This is a genomic window from Microvirga sesbaniae (assembly GCF_025460805.1).
GTDB classification, from domain to species: Bacteria; Pseudomonadota; Alphaproteobacteria; order Rhizobiales; family Beijerinckiaceae; genus Microvirga; species Microvirga sesbaniae.
Genome location: NZ_JAMXFJ010000010.1, coordinates 53,256 through 70,269 on the forward strand (window position 1 = coordinate 53,256; position 17,014 = coordinate 70,269).

The 17,014-nt window shown below is 57.2% G+C and carries 11 protein-coding genes; 6 read left to right on the forward strand and 5 right to left on the reverse strand.

Going from position 1 to position 17,014, the window contains the following annotated elements:
• Positions 1-15 precede the first annotated feature (15 nt).
• Positions 16-288, forward strand: coding sequence for a hypothetical protein (locus tag OCW50_RS15345; RefSeq protein ID WP_262298155.1), 273 nt, complete (start codon positions 16-18; stop codon positions 286-288).
• Positions 281-631, forward strand: a complete 351-nt coding sequence (locus OCW50_RS15350) for a hypothetical protein (protein ID WP_262267015.1) — start codon at positions 281-283, stop codon at positions 629-631. Before OCW50_RS15345 ends, OCW50_RS15350 begins: the two co-directional genes overlap by 8 nt.
• Positions 632-968: 337 nt before the next feature.
• Here OCW50_RS15350 and OCW50_RS15355 read toward each other — a convergent pair whose 3' ends face one another.
• Complete coding sequence (locus OCW50_RS15355) at positions 969-1,649, reverse strand: hypothetical protein (protein WP_262298156.1); 681 nt, start codon at positions 1,647-1,649, stop codon at positions 969-971.
• 72 nt (positions 1,650-1,721) lie between these two features.
• Complete coding sequence (locus OCW50_RS15360; RefSeq protein ID WP_262298157.1) at positions 1,722-2,060, reverse strand: hypothetical protein; 339 nt, start codon at positions 2,058-2,060, stop codon at positions 1,722-1,724.
• A 126-nt stretch (positions 2,061-2,186) separates the two neighbouring features.
• Between OCW50_RS15360 and OCW50_RS15365 the strand changes: the two genes are divergently transcribed.
• The 3 genes from OCW50_RS15365 to OCW50_RS15375 all read left to right on the forward strand — a co-directional run bounded on the left by OCW50_RS15365 (position 2,187) and on the right by OCW50_RS15375 (position 8,512).
• The gene (locus OCW50_RS15365; protein ID WP_262298158.1) at positions 2,187-6,974 is read left to right on the forward strand and encodes a helicase-like domain-containing protein; all 4,788 of its coding nucleotides are present in this window, start codon (positions 2,187-2,189) and stop codon (positions 6,972-6,974) included.
• A gap of 56 nt (positions 6,975-7,030) precedes the next feature.
• Positions 7,031-7,537 carry a hypothetical protein gene (locus tag OCW50_RS15370; protein ID WP_262298159.1) on the forward strand — a complete coding sequence of 169 codons (507 nt, stop codon included), beginning with the start codon at positions 7,031-7,033 and terminating at the stop codon, positions 7,535-7,537.
• A 162-nt stretch (positions 7,538-7,699) separates the two neighbouring features.
• Positions 7,700-8,512 (forward strand): outer membrane protein, encoded by an 813-nt coding sequence (locus OCW50_RS15375; RefSeq protein ID WP_262267018.1) that lies wholly within the window; start codon positions 7,700-7,702, stop codon positions 8,510-8,512.
• Between the two features lie 82 nt (positions 8,513-8,594).
• Here the strand turns inward: OCW50_RS15375 and OCW50_RS15380 are convergent, their stop codons facing one another.
• Together OCW50_RS15380 and OCW50_RS15385 are read right to left on the reverse strand one after the other, a co-directional pair.
• Entirely contained in the window at positions 8,595-11,705 is a 3,111-nt protein-coding gene (locus tag OCW50_RS15380) for a hypothetical protein (protein ID WP_262267019.1), read from the reverse strand.
• A 1,220-nt stretch (positions 11,706-12,925) separates the two neighbouring features.
• Positions 12,926-14,167, reverse strand: coding sequence for a hypothetical protein (locus OCW50_RS15385; protein WP_262267020.1), 1,242 nt, complete (start codon positions 14,165-14,167; stop codon positions 12,926-12,928).
• Positions 14,168-14,317: 150 nt separating this feature from the next.
• Between OCW50_RS15385 and OCW50_RS15390 the strand changes: the two genes are divergently transcribed.
• Positions 14,318-15,928 carry a DEAD/DEAH box helicase gene (locus OCW50_RS15390; RefSeq protein ID WP_262267021.1) on the forward strand — a complete coding sequence of 537 codons (1,611 nt, stop codon included), beginning with the start codon at positions 14,318-14,320 and terminating at the stop codon, positions 15,926-15,928.
• Between the two features lie 124 nt (positions 15,929-16,052).
• On the opposite strand, the gene OCW50_RS15395 is transcribed toward OCW50_RS15390, so the two are convergent.
• Positions 16,053-16,838 (reverse strand): hypothetical protein, encoded by a 786-nt coding sequence (locus OCW50_RS15395; RefSeq protein ID WP_262267022.1) that lies wholly within the window; start codon positions 16,836-16,838, stop codon positions 16,053-16,055.
• Between the last annotated feature and the right edge of the window lie 176 nt (positions 16,839-17,014).

Below are 17,014 nucleotides of genomic sequence, written 5' to 3' on the forward strand. Positions count from 1 at the left end.
GGACGCTACATCCTTATGGCAACACTCATCCTAGCTTCTCACCCGGCATCGTCTGACGGTTCCGGATTCAATTCGATCCACTTCCATCTCGACGGGTCAGAGCCACCGCTTCCTCAGGAATCCGTCGAGATCCGAACTGCCGCAGACGCAGCGGCCGCGTTCGAACAATATTCTGAGAGGGCAACCGCGAGCTCAAAAGGCATCTGGATCACGGCCAGCCTTCGCAAGGGCCAGCGTGCGCCCAGCGGCTTCCGGAAGCTGAAACTGGATCGCTTCGTCAATGTCTGACCGCCAAGCGCAAAGCGAGCTCCTCAGCAAGGCTCTGGTTATCGAAGGACGTGGCGACACCTTCGCCATCCTCGGCCCTTCTGGAGACGAGGTGCTAGCCGAAGTCCGATACCATCCGGTCGACGGCCTCGAACCTCTCGAGACCCCTTCCGGCCAGCTCGCCACACAGATGGCGGCCGCGCCGGTGCTCTTAGACGTTCTTCAGGACGCCAAGGATGAGATCGAAAACATGCTGGCCGATCTCGTCGACGCTTCTGAAGGGCACGTTCTTGCAAAAAGGACTCTTTCCAAGATCGAAACGGCTATTGCGCTGGCGTCACGGAATGCGCCCGACGCGACCTGATGGACCACAGATTGCGGGATCGCTTCAGACAACGCCATAGCCGCGCCCCTCGGGCGCGGATTTCAGATGAGGCCCGGGCGTTAAGCGCCTGGGCCTTTTTCTTTTTTGTCAAAACCAACGTTGGAATTTCCCACATCAAAACCCCCAAACGCTGGCTTCGGCCACGCGGCTTTCGGCCAAAGCCAAACGAATGAGATTGTCCATGATGTCAGAAGCTTCGACTGTCGCGATCAACCTCGCGGATCAGATCGACGAGTGCCGTGAATTTTCGCGCTCGAAGCGCGTGAATATCAGCGAGATCGCCACTCGATTCGGTATCAGCCTCAAAGAGGCCCGGTCACGCGTACAGCTCACGACGGTTGCTCCCCAGATCATCGCCCTCTTTCGGCAGGGCCACCTGGATCTGGAGCAGATCGAGGCCCTGAGCATCACGTCCGACTTCAAGGCCCAGGAAAAGGTCATCTTCCATGCCCTCAATGAGTGGGCGGCCGAGCCCGATCAGATCCGCCTCATCCTGAGCCCCATGGGCATTTCCGAGGGACACCGGCTGGTCGGGTTCGTCGGCCTTGATGCCTATAAGGCCGCCGGTGGCTTCGTTCAGCGCGACCTCTTCGGCGAACCAGGCAACGGCACCCTGTCCGATCCGTCCCTGCTGGTTCAGCTGGCCTCCCGGAGGCTCAATGCCATCTCCGGCCAGGTCAAGGCGGAAGGCTGGAAATGGGTTACGACCGGAAGCGCTCCGGACGCTGCCTGGGATATGATCCCCTATCGCTCCCCGGATCTGTCGCTTGCGGCTCCTCTGACCGCCGTCACAATCCCGAGCGAATGGATTGCGGTCTCCGGTGCCCTGATTGGTGTTGACGAGAAGGGCGCGCTCAAGATCCAGCGCGGTCTCGTAAAGCCTCAGGACCTCGAGGCTGTAAAGCAACTTGCATCGGCGAATGAGAATGTCCCGGCCGCCCAGAGGGTCGAGATCGTCACCGAGCCCCTGTCTCTCCCGCTGCAGATCGAGCAGCATGAGATCTCCGCCTCTCTTGAGGCGGCATCTGCTCCGGCGGGTGAAACCCTGCTGTCTGAGGCTGAAAGCACCTCACCGGTGGTTCCGCCCGAAGCACCGGCGGACAATACGGACCCGTTCGTCGGCGATGTCGTTATCGACACTGTTCTGGACGAGGCCGACCTTGTTTCGATCGCTCCGGACGACGAGCTCGACGGGCGTCGCAACTATCGCATCCAGCCCGGCGAACTGAAGCGCCAGGGATCCTGGAAGGAAACTGCCAGGCGGAACATCGACATCATCGAACTCGCCAAGGCCATCACCGCTGAGGGCCGGGAGGCCACAGACGAGGAGAAGTCTCTCCTCACCAAATACACGGGCTGGGGCGCCAGCGAAGTCGCCAATGGCATGTTCGGCGTAGGCTACCGCCACGACTGGTACCAGCTCTCCGACCGCTTGAAGGCTCTCCTAACGGACGACGAGTACCAGGAGGCCAAGCGCACCACCCAGTATGCCCACTACACCAGCGAGGCGGTGATCACTTCGATCTTCAGGGGCATGCAGCGCCTGGGATTTAATGGCGGCTCGATCCTTGAGCCCGGTATGGGTATCGGTCTGTTCAACGGCCTCATGCCCGAGGATATGGCCGCAGCCAGCACCTACACCGGCATCGAATACGATGCGGTCTCGGCCTCTATTGCCCGCCTCCTTTATCCCCGAAGCCATATCATCACGGGCGATTACGCCAAGACGGCACTTCCGCGGGACTTCTTCGACGCTGCCATCGGAAACCCGCCGTTCAGCTCCACCAAGGTCCTGAACGATCCGGAGTACAAGAAGCAGTCCTTCCTCCTGCACGATTACTTCATTGCCAAGACCATCGATCGCGTCCGCGAAAGCGGCATCGTTGTCCTGATCACCAGCAAGGGCACGATGGACAAGAAGAACGACAAGGCCCGCCGCTACATCGCCGAGCGTGCCGACCTTGTGGCGGCTATCCGTCTACCCCAGACCGCTTTCAAGGAGAACGCAGGGACCCAGGTCGTGACCGACGTCCTTTTCCTGCGCAGGCGCATGGCTGGCGAGAAGGTGCGCCGGACCAGCATGGGCGCTGCCCTGTACCGCACGAACGAGCGCGGTGAGGCCGTCGGCGAGCCGGTTCTCTACCTGAACGACTGGATGGAGACGGCGAAGATCGAAGTTGAAGGCTACGACTTTGAGATCAATGAGTATTTCGTCGCGAACCCCAATATGGTCCTCGGCCGACACAGCGTCAGCGGCTCGATGCACCGGGCGGTTGAATACTCCGTCGACCCTCTGACTGACGTGACCATCGAGGATGCCTTTGAGACGGCTATCCTGACCCTGCCCGAGGGCATCTATGCCCGGCGACCGAAAACCTCATCGGTCGCCTCGACCGCGGCCAACGGCCCGACCATCGACCTCGACCCGAGCAACCGGAAAGTCGGGGGGCTGTACCTCTCCGAGGACGGGACTGTCATGCAGTTCGAGAACGGGATCGGCCAGCCGCTGACGCAGCGCTTCAATTCGTCCGGGAAGGCGATCGATCTGCGCCCGAGCGAGCTCTTCTGGCTGAAGGGCTACATCAAGCTCCGCGACGCCCTGAAGAAGGCCCAGGCGGATCAGCTCAACGACGGTAACTGGGAATTCTCGCTGGCTCGCCTCAACGAGACCTACGACTCCTTCGTCAAATCCCATGGCCGGATTCTGCAATACACCGTTATCGAACGGTCCAATCCCGATGGGACCATCACCGAAACCAAGCGCTTCAAGAACGATCCCCTGATCCGGATCGACGCCGAGGGTGCGCTTGCCTACGCCCTGGAAACCATCGCAGAGGATGGGGAAATTCGCCGCGGGCCGGTCCTTCAGGGTCGGGTGCTCAAGCGGGATCAGGAACCCGCTATCAACACGACCCAGGATGCCCTGTTCGTCTCTCTGAACCGCCTTGGCCGTCTCGACATCGACGACGTGTCACGCCTTGCTCAGCTGAGCCGCGACGAGGTGATCGCGGATCTTGGCACCTCGATCTTCAAGGATCCCGCTGGCTGCCAGTGGGTCATGGCCGACGAGTACCTGTCGGGCAACGTGGTCCAGAAGCTAAGGGACGCGATGGCCGCCTGCAGCCTCGATCCGAGCTACAAGCGGAACGTGGAAGCGCTGATGGAGGTGCAGCCGAAGCCGCTGGCGGCCTCAGACATCATGGTCCGCCTCGGCGTCAACTGGATCCCGACCTCCGACATCGAGGAGTTCGCCCAAGAGGTCATCGGCGACCGGATGAAGGTTGTCTATACGGCATCGCTCGGAAACTGGACGGTCACCTGTCATCATCATGCCGTGTCCGAATGGACCTTCGATCGGATGGAATCCTCTGATGTTCTGCAGGCCCTGCTGAACAGCAAGCAGATCAAGATCGTGGATCGCCATGAGGACGGCACTTCGACCGTCAACGTGGAAGCCACCGAGAAGGCGAACGACATTGCAACAAAGATGCGCGAGGCCTTCCAGAAGTGGCTCTGGACCGATGCCGACCGCACGGAGCGTCTCGTTTCCTATTATAACGAGAACTTCAACAACATCGCCCCGCGTGTCTTCGACGGCTCGCACCTGACCCTTCCGGGCCTTTCGCTGCGGTTCTCGCCCTATGCCCACCAGAAGCGGGCTGTCTGGCGCATCATCCAGCAGGGTGACGTGTACCTGGCCCACTCTGTTGGTGCAGGCAAGACTTTCGAAATGATCGCCGGCTCAATGGAGCAGAAGCGCCTCGGGCTAATTTCGAAGCCGATGTTCGTGGTCCCGAACCATATGCTCGCCCAGTTCTCGCGGGAATTCCTCGAGATCTATCCGGCGGCGAACATCCTGGTGGCGGACGAATACAATTTCCACACCCACAACCGCCGCCGGTTCGTGGCTATGGCCGCTCTGAATAATCCCGATGCCATCATCATCACGCACTCGGCTTTTGGGCGGATCGGCATGAGCAACGAATTCTATAAGGAATTCATCGACGACCAGATCCGCGAGTGGGAATGGCTGCTACAGGACGTTGAAAGCTCCGACCGCCGCACCCGTAAGCAGATTGAACGGCGCATCGAGGCGCTGGAGCGCCGGCTGGAAGCTCGTCTCGCCTCGGACAAGAAAGATCAGGTCCTCACTTTCGAGGAACTTGGCGTCGACTTCATCAACGTAGACGAGGCACATACCTTCCGGAAACTGGATTTCGCAACGAACCAAGGAAATATCAAAGGCATCGACCCGGCTGGTTCTCAGATGGCGCTCGACCTCTTTATGAAGGTCGACTACCTCCGCCGGAACAACAAGGGCCGTGCCTTGGTCATGGCATCCGGCACCGCGATCACCAACACCATGGGCGAACTGTTCACGGTGCAGCGGTTCTTCCAGCCCGCTCAGTTGGAGGCCGATGGATTGGGCAGCTTCGATGCCTGGGCGGCTCAGTATGGCGACATTGTTGCCGGCTTCGAGCAGAACGCAGCTGGTGGCTATGAGATCGTGAGCCGCTTCGCCAAGTTCTATAACGTGCCGGAACTTATGCGCCGTGTTCGTAGCTTCATGGACATTCTTTCCAGCAAGCAGCTCGGCGAACTGGTCGAACGACCCCTCATTGAGGGAGGTCAACGACAGATCGTCGTGACGCCAGTCCCCACGGGCTATAAGGAGTATCAGAAAGAGCTCGAAGCCCGTATCAAGGCGATCCGCAACCGCTCCGGCGCCCCGAAGAAGGGCGACGACATTATCCTGACCGTGATTGCGGACGGGCGTTTCTCGGCCATCGATATGCGCTTCGTCGATCCGAACTGGCCGGCGGACCCGGACAGCAAACTCAATCGGATCCTCAGTGACGCCATCGACGCCTATCACGAGACCGCCGACTTCGAGTTCTTCGATCCGGTGACCAAGAAACCCGAGCCGCTGAAGGGGGCAACCTCCATCATCTTCACGGACATTGGCTTGGGTGAGCAATCCGCGATCAATCGCGGGTTCGACATGAAAGCCTGGATTCAGCAGCGACTGATTGACGGTGGAGTCCGCCCGGAGCACATCGCGTTCATGCGCGATCACAAGCAGCATGCCAAGAAGGAACGCCTGTTCGCAGAGATGCGCGAAGGCAAGAAGAGGATACTAATTGGCGGACGTGATATGGAAACAGGAGTGAACGTCCAAAAGCGCCTCTATGACCTCTTCCACCTGGATGCTCCGTGGTTCCCGGCTTCCGTCCAACAGCGCGAGGGCCGCATCGAGCGCCAGGGCAACCAGAATAGCTCTGTTCGTATCCGGGCCTATGCGACAAAAGGCTCTTATGACTCCACGATGTGGGGTATGAACGCCCGAAAGGCACGCTTCATCGAGCAAGCCATGAACGGCGACGACACGATCCGCAGCATGGACGACGTCTCCGAAGCCTCGGCGTTCCAGATGGCTGCCGCCTTGGCCTCCGGCGATGAGCGCTATATGCGCGTCGCCGGCCTGAGGGCTGATGTGGAGCGCCTTGAGCGCCTTCGCCAGGCCCACAACTCTGAACAGGGTAAACTGCGCTCTGAAAAGCGCTGGGCTGAGAAGACCATCGAGTCCTCTACCTCCACGGTCGATGTAATCAGGGAGGCCATCAAACAGCGCCAACCCGTCCCGGCCGGTGAATTCAACGGCACGGTCGAAGGCATCGCCTATGACAAGCGCGAGGCGTTCGGCAATGCGATCATCAAGGCGGTTGCACAACATGTGAACCGACAGACGGTGGGTAACCGCGAAATCGGCAACCTCGCCGGCTTCAATATCGTGTTCGTGGGCATCCGCCCGACGAATTTCACGAAATACGGCGCCGAGGTCTACATGGACCTCCCGGGAGACCCTGATCCGATCGTCACATACCCATTCGATCAGGACCTCGCCCCGGGCGGTATCGCAACCCGTGGCTTGAACCAGGTCGGTGGCCTGGAGCGCCTTCTTTACCGGCATGAGGACGAGATCCAGCGCAATCAGCGCAAGATCGAGCAGATCCGAAACCGCCTTGGCGTACCGTTCGCCGAGGAAGCTGTCCTGCTCGAAAAGCTGGCTGAACTCGATGCCCTTGAGGCAGAGCTCGCCGCCGAGAAAGCGGCGGAGGCCGCAGCCGCTGGAGATACTGACGAAGGCGAGGAAGCAGAAATCCCTGAAGCCGTTTCTGATGACGCAGTTCAAGACGGCATTGAGGAGGTTGCCTTAGAAGTCCCTTTAGTCTCATCGGACCTCAACCAGTTCGAGGAACCGCCCCAGCCTGCCAACGATGACCTCTCGTTTACCCAAATGGCGGTTGGGTATGCACTTTAATTCGGACTGCTGCTATAAGGTGCAAATCGGGCGAACGAAAGTTTGCGAATCGCAACATGAATACATCGATGATTGACGACAGGACCGTCTCAGCAGCAATTGAGGAACGGGTGGCATTAGCACTGCTGCTCGTCCTCAACCTTGTTGGTCTCGCCGGATGGCTCACCCTCGCCATCTTGGCGCTCCTCGGAATCGCCGGGATGCTTCGCTCTCCGGGACGCCGACCCCTCCTGCAGGCCGTCGGTCTGGAGCGGATTACCTGGAAGCAGGATCTCTATAGAGCGTGGCGAGTCCGCTATACCCAAAGCCGAATGGCCGCGAAGGGCAACTTCAGCAAACTCGATACCCTCAAGCGCTTCCGTCGCAACCTGGAATTCTACCAGAACCGCACGTTCTACATCCTGACGTTCATCCTCGCCGCCGTCCCTTACGGCTTCAACATGCCTCCGGTTTTCGCCGTCGGCATTCTCATTATGCATACGTTCGTCGCCACCTCACGGTGGCTCGCTGTACGCGAACATGAGCGGAATGTCGCTGCGCGGAACGTACTTGGAACCGCCTAATCCTATCTCCCAGTGGGAAATTGCCAGAGACAATCTGAAAACCCCAAAAAGCGTTCCATGAACGCTCGACATAGCCAGCTGCTCAACAATTCCCCGCAGTTGCTATCCCGGCTTCAACATTGACGCCGGATCATCTCCTCCAACAGTCACACTGAGGTTGACATGCGTTACCGTCCTTTCCTTTCGCTCGCCGCCTGCGCTGCTATGGCGATGTTCGCAGTGCCCGCATCTGCCGCGGATCTTCCTTTCACGTCCCAACCCGTTCCGGTGCCGGCCTTCACGGCTGTCGGCTCGGGCTATAACTGGACCGGCTTTTACGCTGGCGTGAACGCCGGGTATGGCTGGAACAACAGCGATGACGTGACGGTGTCCGGCTCGGAGGGCTTCTTCTTCAACGACGCAGCCTTCGGCGGCTTCGATACGACTGGCGGCGACGGGTTCACTGGTGGTGCCCAGGTTGGCTACAACTACCAGATTGGCAAGTTCGTGGTCGGCGCGGAAGCTGACATCAACTATGCCGACCAGGAAATCAGGTCCTTCGGCGCCCTCGACTCCGCCTTCGTCAATGAGTCTCTGGAGTTTCGCTCCGATCTCGAATGGTTCGGCACTGTCCGCGCCCGCGTCGGCTTCGTTCCGGTTGACCGCTTCCTCGTATATGCGACCGGCGGTCTTGCCTATGGCTCGGTCGATGTTTCAGCAACTGACACCCTGACCCTCCCGCGCCTCGGACGGACCGAGATCTGGAGTGGCAAGGACTCGGACACGAAGTTCGGCTGGACCCTGGGTGCTGGCGCTGAATACGCGATCACAAACAACCTCACCGCTCGCCTCGAAGGCCTTTATGTGGATCTCGAGGACACGAAGGTCGCTGGCGCTTACACTGGTGACACCGCCGTTCTCGCAGAAGACACCTTCACGGCAAAGGCCGACAACAAGTTCACGGTCCTCCGTGCAGGTCTGAACTATAAGTTCTAATCCTCAAACGCGCCGTTTAGAGGAAAAGAGAAGGCCCGGTGCTTCACACCGGGCCTTCTTTATGCTCGCGCACAAACTCCATCTAGCGCACGCCGTCCATTTCTTCACATCTTGGATTGCCTGACAGAACGCACATTCGCTTAAAGAGCAAGTGGAGTTCTGACCTCCAAGTGTCGACGAGCCGATTCACCTGCAACGGTCTTAGGCAAACATCCTCCCCTTCCTGTGCGGGTAATGCCTCCGCCCGAATCCGACACCCCTCAAGGAAGCTGGTTGGGATCGTAGCTACATTCTTGATATCCCTGAGCGCGCACGTTTGACGTAATACCACAGGTTGTCGCGTAGTGCCGCCGCCCCCGATCATACGAGGGCTTCCGTCTGCCACTAAACCGGGCGGACAAGACGGGCTAGTGGAATCGACATTTTCGTTGTAGGTCAGTGCACAGGCCTTCACTCGCACCTGTACGCATTTGTGGTCAACAACGAAAATATCCCTCGGATCGTTTGTGAGTTCAGCAAAAAACTGGAATGCTTCGACATGGAGCGCATCGCCTGCTCTCAACGAAACAAACTGCGACGCTTCCGCCCTGGTACGAAGTGGCACTCGGCCGAAAGCAGGATCAGCAAGAAACGCCTGCCGTAGAGTATAGGCAGCTTCTGGATTATTCTCGGTTAATGTCTGAGCCGCAGTTGCAGTGACACGATCGAGAAGTCTGTCGCGTATATCAAGCAGTGCACTCCCGCTATTTGGCGTATCAATCAGATTCAGTCTTAGCGCTGATGCACTCGGAAGCGGCACCAGCAGCGGAGAGCCATCGCTTTTCACGAGTTTCAGGTGCCAGCCATACTGGTCGCCGGCCGTGACCAACTCCAGAGGAAGATCCGGGAATAGCTCAATTAGGGCCGCTGGATGCCTCAGCTTAACGGCATGGTCATACTCAAAGAGCCCGGCACCTTTTGCGCGAAGCCCAGCCGCGATGATACGGTCTATGACATTGCGCTCAAATGCCGGATTATCACTCAGAAGACACGAGAGCACCAAATACTCGTGCTTAGCCCACTCTTCTTTCTTGAGGCCATCATCTGGAGCTGCGCCAGCTCTCGGCACGCAGCGCTCGGCGACGAACCTTTTTACCTCGTCGCTTTTGAAGTCAACCAGTGTCCCGAATTTCAGGGCCTTGATCCGCTCTCCGAGCCTCTCAGCAACCAGCCCTCCACTATGCAAAAGAGTTTGCGCATTTGCGATATTAACTAAGTCTAGGTATCTGCGAGGCCAGTCGGTGGCCATAGAACGGGGTATGTTCCTGTCGAGTTGCCCCGCTGCCAGCTCCTCTTCAGTCGCTAGGCGATGACGCGGCGGCCGATTCCGATCGTTCTGAATCAGCTCCCAGTACGGAGCGATGAACATACTGGTTTCAACAATTTCGCGGACTACGCCCGGAGCCAAGGTATACTCAAGCGCGTCACTGGCGTTGATGGGTGCTCCTTCGACGTTAGTATAGCCTGCATAGGAGGGGATATCAGCATCGGCGCAGTTCAATTTTACATCCGGAATGTCTGCGAATTTCCTGGGCGCCGCGCTCAGCACGGATAGGAGGCGATTCTGGCAGTTTGGCTTCTCGGATATCCCCAACGCATAGTAGGTTACATCGCGCATCCTTCGCTGGATCCAAGGATACAAGCTTCTGTTCCCAACGTCTTGGTGCTCAAAGCGAAATGCCTGGTGCACCATCATCACGAGATTTGCCTGCTCCGGCCGAGTTTGCGGGGGCTCGACGATCTTCATTTGGTCAAGGAGCGTGGAACAAGTGCTAAACGTCGGCGTGTCCCGTCCCTGATCAGCATCGAAGTGACGCCGTCGATCCTCAAAACTCTGGAACATTCCGTTTCGCATCCGATAAGGTTCAGCTTGAGCTGTTCGGACGAACTCCGTACACGCGCTAAATGGTTTCCCAACTAGCTCATACAGTAGCTTCTCATTTGCTAGATCTACCTTTGACTCTACCTCTTCCAATCGAGCGAGGATGGCTCGCGTGCTCATTTGGATCTGCTCGGAAATTTGTTCCAGACGCCTTAACGTCTCGATTTGCAAGTCGATAATTTTTTTCAGAGTATCCATTATCTCAGCGTGCCGGCTCGCCGCCGCTGCATCAGGATCTGCACCTCCCCCACCAAAGAGACCGTTCAGGGACTGCGCTGCGCCATACCAGTTTCCTAACGCAATATTGGAAATAAGATTAACAGCAGAACTAGCATCGTTGATGTTCTTCTGCAGGTTGTAGTTGTCTATGGGGATACCAATTCCCTTTGCCAAATTACCAAGAGTACCAAGGCCTGACAGTCCGTTCAAAACAACGTCGCGCCTGTCCATAATGGCGGTGACGTTTCTTAGCTTCGCCCGTAAATCCTCACGTTCGGGTCCTTTGAGTTCGGGTAGGAATCCGTCATCCAATGCTAGTAGCTTTTGATGAGGCGTCATCTCGCGCCACATCGCTGACTGAACTGCGACTGACGGATCGGGAGCGGACATCTGTTTTTCTAGAGCGGCCAGATCAGCTTCTATGCCTTCCCGCAACGCACTAACAGCCCGTGTAGAATTGTCGAGCTCCCCTTGAAGAGCATGAAGGCCCTTGCCGAGTAGGGACATCTCATCCTTCATTGCCGATAAGGAAGCATCTGTATCGACACGGAGTTGATCGAGCTGGGACTGGCTCTGTTCGCTCAGAAAGATGACCGCGTCATTGAGTAGGTCCGTCCGTGCTCCGAGAATGTCTGTTTGGACCTCGACCGGCAACCCAGCCAGAATGCCTCTCGACATCAAATCTCCGGCAGCCCCAAACAGTTCTCGACGCGCCTCAACTTGATTATGAGGCGAGATCCCAACAGATCGCCATTTCGCAAGCACCACCGGATCAGCATCGGCAACGACTCTTCGCACTGCCGATGTTACGGCCGATCGGTATTTCCTTTCATTCGCCTCGGTCAGAGTTTGAGCTATATCGCCGCTATTGGTTGAAATTGCTTGAGTGCCCAATTTCCCTGCTAACTTCGAACCGACTTTTGACGCTGCGGTGCCGCCGCCTGGGATCAGCGAGAAAACAGATGTTAGATCTGCGTTCCCCTCCTTAAAAGACTCGATTCCATGCCGTCGTTTCAAGTAATCCTTCCTCGCGGTGTCGATGCTTTGCATCATGTCGAAAACCGGTTTCGAATACGCGGGAGTGAAAGGAGCGGTCTTGGTTGGTGATAGTGGATTCGAGATCCGCTCTCGATGAACTTGGGTGGCGGCATCCCGTGCTAGAGAGGTGTCGGTTCGGAGCGTCCGAGGGCCGTATTCAGCTGCTAGGATCGACTGAATGACTGGCGAACCGTGCTCAACGCCATGAGCCCGGATCTTAATCGAACTAGTCGAAACCGCTGCTGGTTGCTGGGCCGCCGTGGGTGACACCCATATAAGAGCAGTCGCCGCAACACTAACTCGACTTAAGAAGCGGTACCCAGGCATATCCGTGGCCTCCCTCTTATTAATGGAAATAGACTAGCACATGCTCCACGAGTGCGTTTGATGCTAAAGAGACTGAAATTAATACCTAAGAGATACATTCGGTTACTTGATTTATGATATTAGGACCGATGGCGTCTGAACATTGGGCAGGAGGCATCCCTTGCGCGGTAACCGGACCCTTACATGTTCAGTTTTATTCTTCTTGATTTGCGTGGACCCTTCTTTGGTCCGCAGTCAGGAAGTAATGGTCGTTGATCAGCAGTGTGTCGAAAGCAAAGTGCTGGCTTGTATGAAAGAGTGGAAACTTGCCGGCAAGTCTGCACTATCACCCAGACGCCCAACGTGTCCGGCGGGAACGAGAGTCGTTGAATTAGGTAGGCGAGGAGATTTCACCGATTACGAATGCCACTTCGAAGCGCCGGCTTTTCTTTCCCAAGGTCGCGGCTCCGTGACGGCCGAAGAACTAAGAACATTTCACGAAACTCTGCGGCACTGTAGCACAATAGCGGAGGCCTTTCCGGGATCGTTATCTTATGTGCCGAACGATAGCTGTTTGCGTCCGCTTAGGGCCAATGAGCTTGTAGGAATTTGGCGAGACGAGGTGCGTGCCCTCTTCAAGCAACTCTGTGCCGTTTCAGGCAGTGCTAAGTGTTTGGAGTTAGACACGCCTCGTTAGGTGTTGTTAGAGTTTGCACCTATTTGGTATCGAACGACGCTGAATACTGAGTCCAACGGATCGGTGAGATCGCCCTCGAGAGCAGGAAGTGACCATCGTCTATCGACCGTATGTTAGCCTGCTAGCCGCGCTTTAAGGGATTACCTACCGAGCCTGCGCGGCTGCGTTGACTTTATTTAAGGGTATTCCACTAGGCCCAGCGATAGCTGGGCCCAGGTAATGTAGGCCTCGGCTATCGAGATATCCCATGATCGCGGCCACGGACTGGACGACCAAGATCGACGCTTAGATTAAGCGGCGCCATATTCATAGCTTTGGCCTGGTCCAGCACCTTATCGGCTCCCGTCGGCTCCATCCCCGCAGGGAAGTTCGAGGGATCGGCAGCGAACGCTCCGATCTGGTGTACAACGCTCTTCGGAAGCGTCTCAGCGCCGGTTTCCGGCGAAACCGAAATCCCAGGATCCTTCAACTCGCGGCTGGATATAGGCTTGCCGCGATCGTCCAATTGCGAGAACACAGCCCGGCCATCGGAAATTTCCACCGCGCCCGCCCCGCCCCGCCCGGAGAACCGGGCCTCCTTGCTGACGCGTCCGTCCTTGTTGAGCATGGTCGCCACATCGGTTTCACGATTGCCGACGCCGACGATCTGTTCCAGCGAGCTCTCCCCCATCGCTTTGCTCCCGATTTGGAGAGCCTTGTCGGCCTGGGAGGACAGATCGACTCCGTTCTCCCCCAGTCTTAGCGATCCTTCCGGCAACTCGCTCACGAAGTTGCGCTTCCGTACAACACCGTCCTCGGTCTTCTGGGCATAAGCCGACATGGTTTCTCGGCCGCCCCCCGTGGAAAGTGCGATAACGCTCTGATCCTCTTTACTCCCAGGGTCCTTATGCCCAAGGACGAACGTCTTGGTATCCGTTGGCTCCAATGAGGCTAGCTTTCCTTCTGAGACTAGCCTCCCGCCCTCTGTCTGGCTTTGTCCAGGAAGGTTGATACCGACCGCGCCAGCGACTTCCGCAAGCTTACCGTTCGCCTGCTGCATCCCTGCCTGGTCGAGCCGAACCGCCTGTTCCGCCCACTCACCCTTCTGCGGGGCGACTCCCGCCGCCTTTGCCTGTTCCGCAGCCTGTGGAGTGTCGGGATCAACGCCTGTCAGGTACTTCACCATGGCCCGGCGGGCGAGAATGACCAGTTCCATAGTTCCATATGCAAGGCCAGCATAGGCGCCGAACCGCGCTGCACCCTCGGCGAGTCCCGAAAGCTTGTCGTTCCGTTCCGCCCTCTTCAGAAACGAATTGGCTACATCGCCGATACCGTCGTTGCCATCCCTGCGCGAACTCCGCTCTGGGTGGCTGCTGGATCCAGGCGTTCTCGAATCATCAGACCGGTCGTGGGGCCTCTGATGGGCCGACGGGCTATCTAAATGTCTGTCCGACTTTACCCCGAATCCGTCGATATGTGGTTTCTTTCCTGCCATCGGGCACTCCTATGAACCCACCGCTTTTAACACGAAGTCCGAATTAAAAACACATTTGTACGCTTTGCGGTTCAGGAAAGCCGATTTTAATGGTATGATCAGGAATCGTAGTTGCGTTTGGTTCCCATACTCCCAGTTTCGGATTCTCTGATGCCCGTTGATCACGAACTCCGGCAGGCGATGCAAGATCGCGTGACCACCCAGGCCTCGGAACTCTTGGCAACCGGCCAGAATGTCCTGGTTGTCTCGCCTACAGGGTCCGGCAAGACCAATATGTTCACGGACGTCATCAACAAGACGCTCCAGCGCAAGCCTGATGCCAACATCCTCGTCATGCAGGATCTGATCGCGGTCGCGCAGCAGAACAAGCGGCGTGCTGAAAGCCTTGGGCATAAGAGCACTTCGCTCGGCATAGACGGGAAACTCGACCAGACCGGTCAGATTGTCTACGCGCTCCCTGAAACCGTGATGGCAAATATCCGGTCTTTGAAGCCCTATGACCTCCTGGTTGTCGACGAATGCCACCACGCAAGTGAGAATGCCGACTCCCAGCACTCCGCCATCATTAACGCGGCTCGGGCCATCAATCCCGACTTAGTGGTGATGGGAGCAACCGCTACCCACGAGCGACCTGACGGCAAGGAACTCCATCCGGATCTGGCGAATGCGAAGCTCCTGAGGGTTTCCTATCAGGAAGCCCTGAAGATGGGTGCGATCGTACCGACGCGAACGGTCACCCCGTATATCGCCCTCAAAGACGGATCCTCGATCGAGGCTGCGGTCAGCAAATACATCGATCCGAGAAATCCGATCGAAACACAGTCCGGCATCCAAAGCCATGTCCGAAACAACCGGCCGGCGGACTACCATAAGCGGTGCGTTCAGGCATGGGCTAAGGAGGGGGGCTCCACCATGCCAACCTTCGCCTATACCGGCACTATCAAAGACGCCGAGAGTCTTGCCAAAGCCTTCAAGGATGCTGGCTTCGCGGCCCAGACCGTCCATTCCCAGCTGTCTCCCACTCAGATCGACAAGGCTTTCAGCGATTATCGTCAGGGTGCCGTCCAGGTCCTCTGCAGCGTCGATATGCTCATCGAAGGGGTGGACGAAACAAAGACCGCCTGCATCCTTAACGCAAAAGAGATCACCAGCCGCGCCGAGAAGCAGCAAATGGAAGGTCGCGGCATGAGAGCCCACACGGAACGAGACGGTTCCGGGGCTGTAACCTTCGACAAGAAGGAGTGCTTGGTCATCGATATGGGAGCCTCGACCGTCCTTCACGGACGAATGGAGGATTATATTGAGATTGAGGCCTATGTCGTGGAAGGGCCGAACGCGAGCAACTATCGCCCGTGGCGGCGTCTGACCAAGGAGAGCGATCAAACGGAGGTTCTTGGCCTCCATACAGGAGACAAGAGCCTGTTCGCCGTTCGCCCCCCGGGTTCACGCTCATATCTTCTATATGAAAAGACGGAGAACACTGGAGGGCGGAAGCAGGGACAGGTCCGTGACATTAAACCTGCTCGGCCCAGCGCCGTCACAAGGATCGATCTATCTAAGATTGGCCATGAAGCCGTGCGCCGGAACATCTCTCTGTTCACGGTTCTTGAATCAACCCGCGTCGACAAGGGTGACGGCAAACGCACCCGGAAGATGACGAAGATCCTGATCGACAGTTTCAGGGAATCCAGGGGATCGCTGATGACCTTTACCCGCTTGCAAGTCCAGCACGCGAGGAACGCACAGGCTGTTGCAAGATGAATTGAGTGGTTCAGGAGGGCGACAACGCCCTCCTAGAATGATTACGCCGGTCCCACCTGACTATTGGCGTAGCGTGATGCTGAATTGGCCGCGCGAGGGGCTTCCCTTCACGGATGTTCCCACGTCACCGGGCAAAGCTCTTAATGATTAGGAATGCCGCCGCTATGCCGATGATCCACTGAAGGCGATCCAACGCGAGCAGGATCTTTTCAGCGTGTTTGGATGTTTCGCGCGGCTTCGCGTTTCCGAAGATGTCTGGAACAGCCCACTCCTCGCCGACCCGACCTAGGCTCTGGTCTACATCGATGCTCACCAGTTCGGCGAAAGTGGCTTTCTCGCCCGGGATCACGCCGTACCTTTCCAATCCCGATGCGAAGCAAGGCATGTGGAGGGTTAGATAGACACTTGCCGGAGCCGAGTTAGTCCAGAAGTTACTGAAGAGTGAGTCAAATAACTCCCCGCTGAGCCGGACAGAGATGGCTGCGATGTTCTCGTCCGTTGGTAAAATAATTACTTCGCCTCCCCGTTCCAAATCGGGAGAATGGTAGAATGCTATTTCGATCTCACGCAGTTCTCGACGTAATATCCCACCATCGTAGGGGAAGATCTTCTTGTCACATTGTACATTGCGACACACGACCCTTCGGTTGAGAGTGTGCTCGTCGACCTCAAACTCAATTTTGCCTGGAGTCTTCTCAACGTAAGGCCATTTTTGGGTCACGCCCTTCAACTTATTGCCGTCCTTGTCACGCACTACGCTTTCAAAATAGCCCGCGTTTCGAGTGCTGACATCGTGGGAGATCATGCGCAGATGGAGATGTGTTCTGCTTAGGCTGTCAGGCTGCTCCTTCTTCCTATGCAGGATAAGCTTGGTCTCGCCTTGTGCCTCGACTTTGGTGACGTCTTCCAACAACCTTGCGCCCCGTTTGGATCAATAGCTGAGCGAAATCATAGGCATAACCTGCTCGAATTAAAGGAATCAAAAGGCGGTTTCCCCAGGTCTTGGCATACTCTTCCGACTAGTCTGCTGGCGAAGTCCGGCAAAAGCAGTGTTGACAAGCAAGAGTAGGAGCAAATGGTCGGAGT

Bases quoted from the DNA above. Each gene is read 5' to 3' on its own strand.
- OCW50_RS15345 (WP_262298155.1), top strand. From the start codon at position 16: ATGGCAACACTCATCCTAGCTTCTCACCCGGCATCGTCTGACGGTTCC.
- OCW50_RS15350 (WP_262267015.1), top strand. From the start codon at position 281: ATGTCTGACCGCCAAGCGCAAAGCGAGCTCCTCAGCAAGGCTCTGGTT.
- OCW50_RS15355 (WP_262298156.1), bottom strand. From the start codon at position 1,649: ATGCTGCTCGATCTGCAGCGGGAGAGACAGGGGCTCGGTGACGATCTC.
- OCW50_RS15365 (WP_262298158.1), top strand. From the start codon at position 2,187: ATGCAGCGCCTGGGATTTAATGGCGGCTCGATCCTTGAGCCCGGTATG.
- OCW50_RS15370 (WP_262298159.1), top strand. From the start codon at position 7,031: ATGAATACATCGATGATTGACGACAGGACCGTCTCAGCAGCAATTGAG.
- OCW50_RS15375 (WP_262267018.1), top strand. From the start codon at position 7,700: ATGCGTTACCGTCCTTTCCTTTCGCTCGCCGCCTGCGCTGCTATGGCG.
- OCW50_RS15380 (WP_262267019.1), bottom strand. From the start codon at position 11,705: ATGATGCAAAGCATCGACACCGCGAGGAAGGATTACTTGAAACGACGG.
- OCW50_RS15385 (WP_262267020.1), bottom strand. From the start codon at position 14,167: ATGGCAGGAAAGAAACCACATATCGACGGATTCGGGGTAAAGTCGGAC.
- OCW50_RS15390 (WP_262267021.1), top strand. From the start codon at position 14,318: ATGCCCGTTGATCACGAACTCCGGCAGGCGATGCAAGATCGCGTGACC.